3 protein-coding genes, 1 rRNA gene and 1 pseudogene (1 of these 5 running past the window's edge) are annotated in these 5,000 nt (G+C 56.6%); 3 read left to right on the plus strand and 2 right to left on the minus strand.

The features are described from left to right. Together AC1DWG_RS30250 and AC1DWG_RS30255 are read right to left on the minus strand one after the other, a co-directional pair. Positions 1 to 258 (minus strand): annotated as a pseudogene (locus AC1DWG_RS30250) (NAD(P)(+) transhydrogenase (Re/Si-specific) subunit alpha); the annotation flags it as partial. Positions 259 to 693: 435 nt separating this feature from the next. Beyond that, on the minus strand, positions 694 to 1,593 hold the full coding sequence (locus AC1DWG_RS30255; RefSeq protein WP_150753713.1) for a LysR family transcriptional regulator: 900 nt from the start codon (positions 1,591 to 1,593) through the stop codon (positions 694 to 696). Between the two features lie 157 nt (positions 1,594 to 1,750). On the opposite strand from AC1DWG_RS30255, the gene AC1DWG_RS30260 reads away from it, so the two are divergent. The 3 genes from AC1DWG_RS30260 to AC1DWG_RS30270 all read left to right on the plus strand — a co-directional run. Further along, the gene (locus AC1DWG_RS30260; RefSeq protein WP_046043971.1) at positions 1,751 to 2,932 is read left to right on the plus strand and encodes an acyl-CoA dehydrogenase; all 1,182 of its coding nucleotides are present in this window, start codon (positions 1,751 to 1,753) and stop codon (positions 2,930 to 2,932) included. Between the two features lie 11 nt (positions 2,933 to 2,943). Continuing rightward, positions 2,944 to 4,164: a CaiB/BaiF CoA transferase family protein gene (locus tag AC1DWG_RS30265; RefSeq protein WP_477765556.1), complete on the plus strand. Its 1,221-nt coding sequence runs from the start codon at positions 2,944 to 2,946 to the stop codon at positions 4,162 to 4,164. 584 nt (positions 4,165 to 4,748) lie between these two features. Next, a 16S ribosomal RNA gene (locus AC1DWG_RS30270) occupies positions 4,749 to 5,000 on the plus strand (it continues 1,285 nt past the right edge of the window).

The following is a 5,000-nucleotide window of genomic DNA, read 5'->3' on the forward strand; positions in this document are numbered from 1 at the left end:
GCCGCTTTTAATCAGCGCCAGCTCGCTGTCGCTGGGCGCGACCACCTTCAAAATCAGCTCTGCACCAAACGCGTCATTGGCGCTGCCAATGGTTGCGCCTGCCGCTTCATAGGCACTGTCGACTACGCTGGCATTGACGCCGGCGCCGCTTTGTACAGTGACCTTATGACCCTGGCTGATCAGCTTTTTGATGGTTTCCGGGGTTGCAGCAACCCGTGTTTCGCCGGTCTGGGTTTCGAGAGGAACACCAATGTGCACGTCAAATCTCCTGCGTGATCTTATTGAGTAAACCCATGCACTACGGATGGTGCGGCTGGGGCGGCCGATCAGCACGATCCCGCCAAATCAGGGCGGGGCGCGGCATTTTGCAGGCGAACTTTGTGCCCTTCAAGGGATTATGACGGGTGACGGAAAATTAACTACAAGTCACCCCGTGACCGAATGTCGCAACCAACCGGGTCAATCCCTTGCAGGCCGTGCCTTGTAAGGATTCTGGCCGAAATTGAAGAATTTACACATCGGCCGTATGAATGATGCGGCATCGCTTCGAAATAGTGGCGCAAAGCCGCGTGGTCAGGCGCTTGTGGAACGTTTGTACGACTTCTCGATACAGTTTGCTTGTATGCGACAAATACGTATATCTGTAGGGTTATATATTTGCTGACTACGGGGTCAAATAACGCTGCGGGACCTTTATCCTTCTAGGCTGTAGCTGTGCGCCTGATTTACCAGCCAGTCACGAAATGCCCTCAAAGACGCGGATTCGACCTTTCGCTCAGGAATCATCAGGTAGTAAGCCTTGATGCTGGACAATGCTTGCGGGTTGGCGATCACCAAGCGTTTCTCCTTCAGCTCCCTTTGAATCAAAAACGGCGGAATCAGGGCAATGCCCATGTCGTGCATGGCCGCTTGGGCGAGCATGGAGAATAGCTCATAGCGTGGGCCTGTCATGTCTCGCGGGACATTCAGGTGTTGGGAGTCGAACCATTGGCGCCAGGCATAGGGGCGGGTGGTTTGTTGCAGGAGAGGCAAGTCGGCGATTTCGCCGGGCGTCAGACTGGTTTTGTTTCCGAGCAGGTTGGGGCTGCAAACGGGCATCGGATTTTCACCCATCAGCCTGTGGGATTCTGTACCCGACCAATCCGCGTCACCGAAGTAGATGGCGGCATCAAAATCAGTGTCGGCGAACAGGAACGGGCGCGTGCGGTTGGTCAGGTTGACCGTTACTTCCGGGTGTTTTTGCTGAAAGTCCTTGAGTCGCGGTAGCAACCATTGGGTGCCGAAGGTTGGCACTACGGCCAACTCGATCACGTTGGTGCCCTGCTGGCCCATCACGGACAAGGTGTCGCGCTCAACCGCATCGAGTTGAGTGGCCACTCGACGGCTGTAGGAGAGGCCAGCTTCCGTCAGCTTGACCCCGCGCCGCGAACGTCGGAACAGTTCCACGCTGAGGAACTCTTCAAGGCTGGCGATCTGTCGGCAAATTGCCCCTTGGGTCAGCGAAAGTTCCTGGGCGGCCTTGGTGAAGCTCTCGTGGCGTGCCGCGGCCTCGAAGCTGATCAGGGCGGTGGTGCTGGGTATCTTTCTGCGCATGTACGTCAACCTCACTAATACATCGCATAAAGGCTATTTCGCGACGTTTCGGAGTGAGAAATTAGCACAACAGTATGCAAAATCCTCGTTTGCCGTGGCGCCCATCCGGGCCTAGGATCAGTCCACGTTATTTGACCCGATTCGAGAGGACACACTCATGGGCGGTAAAGCTAGCTTCAACTGGATCGATCCCCTGCTGCTGGATCAACAGCTCACTGAAGAAGAACGCATGATTCGCGACACGGCTGCGCAGTTCGCTCAGCAGAGCCTTGCGCCGCGCATTCTTGAAGCTTTCCGCCATGAGAAGACCGACCCGGCGATCTTCCGCGAAATGGGCGAGATCGGTCTGTTGGGCGCAACCATCCCCGAGCAGTACGGTGGCAGCGGCCTGAACTATGTCAGCTATGGCCTGATCGCCCGTGAAGTCGAGCGTATCGACTCCGGCTATCGCTCGATGATGAGCGTGCAGTCCTCGCTGGTGATGGTGCCAATCAATGAATTCGGTACCGAAGCGCAGAAGCAGAAGTACCTGCCGAAACTGGCGTCGGGCGAGTGGATCGGTTGCTTCGGCCTGACCGAGCCTAACCATGGCTCCGACCCGGGCGCGATGATCAGTCGTGCGCGCAAAGTCGAAGGCGGCTACAGCCTCACCGGCAGCAAGATGTGGATCACCAACAGCCCGATCGCCGATGTGTTCGTGGTCTGGGCCAAGGACGATGCCGGTGATATTCGCGGCTTCGTTCTGGAGAAAGGCTGGAAAGGCCTGAGCGCTCCGGCGATTCACGGCAAGGTGGGCCTGCGGGCATCGATCACCGGCGAAATCGTGATGGATAACGTGTTTGTGCCGGAAGAGAACATTTTCCCGGATGTCCGTGGTCTGAAAGGTCCTTTCACTTGCCTCAACTCGGCACGTTACGGCATCTCGTGGGGTGCGCTGGGTGCAGCCGAGTTCTGCTGGCACACCGCTCGCCAGTACACCCTGGATCGTCAACAGTTCGGTCGCCCGCTGGCCGCCACTCAGTTGATCCAGAAGAAGCTGGCCGACATGCAGACTGAAATCACCATGGCGCTGCAAGGCTGCCTGCGTCTGGGTCGTATGAAGGACGAAGGGACTGCTGCAGTCGAAATTACCTCGATGATGAAGCGCAACTCTTGCGGCAAGTCCCTGGACATCGCGCGCATGGCTCGCGATATGTTGGGCGGCAACGGCATCTCCGATGAATTCGGTGTTGCGCGTCACCTGGTCAACCTGGAAGTGGTGAACACCTATGAAGGTACTCACGACGTCCATGCACTGATCCTCGGTCGTGCGCAAACCGGCCTCCAGGCGTTCTATTAAGGAGAACGTCCATGGGCGCGCTATCGCATCTACGGGTACTGGATTTATCGCGGGTGCTGGCCGGGCCTTGGGCCGGGCAGATCCTGGCCGACCTTGGCGCCGAAGTGATCAAGGTCGAGCGTCCGGGTAACGGCGATGACACGCGCGCCTGGGGGCCACCGTTCCTTAAAGACGCTTATGGCGAGAACACCAGTGAGGCCGCCTATTACTTGTCGGCCAATCGCAACAAGCAATCGGTCACTATCGACTTCACACGCCCTGAAGGGCAGAAGCTGGTGCGAGAGCTGGCGGCCAAGTCGGACATCCTGATCGAGAACTTCAAGGTCGGCGGTCTGGCGGCTTATGGCCTGGACTATGAGTCGCTGAAGGCGATCAATCCGGATCTGATCTATTGCTCGATCACCGGGTTCGGCCAGACCGGTCCTTACGCCAAGCGAGCGGGTTATGACTTCATGATCCAGGGGCTGGGCGGTCTCATGAGCCTGACGGGGCGACCTGAAGGCGAAGAAGGCGCGGGGCCGGTGAAGGTTGGCGTGGCGCTGACGGACATCCTGACCGGGCTGTATTCGACTGTCGCGATCCTGGCAGCGCTTGCGCATCGGGATCACGACGGCGGTGGTCAGCATATCGATATGGCACTACTGGACGTACAGGTGGCTTGTCTGGCCAACCAGGCGATGAACTACCTGACGACAGGCAATGCGCCTAAACGCTTGGGCAATGCTCATCCGAACATCGTGCCCTATCAGGATTTTCCTACGGCGGATGGCGATTTCATCCTTACCGTCGGTAACGATGGACAGTTCCGCAAGTTCGCGGAAGTGGCCGGGCAGCCGCAGTGGGCGGACGATCCGCGTTTTGCTACCAACAAGCTGCGGGTGGCAAACAGGGCAGTACTGATTCCGCTGATCCGCCAGGCGACGGTGTTCAAGACGACCGCTGAGTGGGTGGCGCAGTTGGAGCAGGCTGGCGTGCCATGCGGGCCTATCAATGACGTGGCGCAGATGTTTGCCGATCCTCAGGTCAAGGCGCGTGGGTTGGCTATCGAGCTGCCTCATGCGCTGGCCGGGATGGTGCCTCAGGTGGCGAGTCCGATTCGACTGTCGGAAACGCCAGTGGAGTACCGTTTTGCACCTCCTCTGCTGGGTGAGCACACGCTGGAAGTTTTGCAGCGGGTGTTGGGCCTGGATGCCGGGGCGGTGTCCGCATTCAAGGATTCGGGCGTTCTCTGATTGGTTTCTTCTATATAGAGGAGTGTTTCGGCTCCTCTGTATAGGCTCCCTTTGGGGCGTTTTGCTGCATTCTGCAGGTTATTGATAGAAAACCTGAATCAGTGCTTGACGGCAGATTCCAGATCTCTATAATTCGCCCCACTTCCGGCGCAGTCGAAACGGAAAACTCCTTGGTAAACAATGAGTTATGCAGTTTTCGGCAGCAGGTTGCTTCAGGTCATCGAAGCCAAAAGGGAGTTGAAAAAGAGGTGTTGACAGCAGCGTGTAACGCTGTAGAATTCGCCTCCCGCTGACGAGAGATCTGAAGCGCAAGTGGTTGAAGTTGAAAAGGAAACTTGGAAAACTTCTGAAAAATACCACTTGACAGCAAATGAGGCTGCTGTAGAATGCGCGCCTCGGTTGAGACGAAAGATCTTAACCAACCGCTCTTTAACAACTGAATCAAGCAATTCGTGTGGGTGCTTGTGGAGTCAGACTGCTAGTCAACAGATTATCAGCATCACAAGTTACTCCGCGAGAAATCAAAGATGTAACCAACGATTGCTGAGCCAAGTTTAGGGTTTTCTCAAAACCCAAAGATGTTTGAACTGAAGAGTTTGATCATGGCTCAGATTGAACGCTGGCGGCAGGCCTAACACATGCAAGTCGAGCGGATGACAGGAGCTTGCTCCTGAATTCAGCGGCGGACGGGTGAGTAATGCCTAGGAATCTGCCTGGTAGTGGGGGACAACGTTTCGAAAGGAACGCTAATACCGCATACGTCCTACGGGAGAAAGCAGGGGACCTTCGGGCCTTGCGCTATCAGATGAGCCTAGGTCGGATTAGCTAGTTGGTGA

Source organism: Pseudomonas sp. P4_B3 (assembly GCF_056402295.1).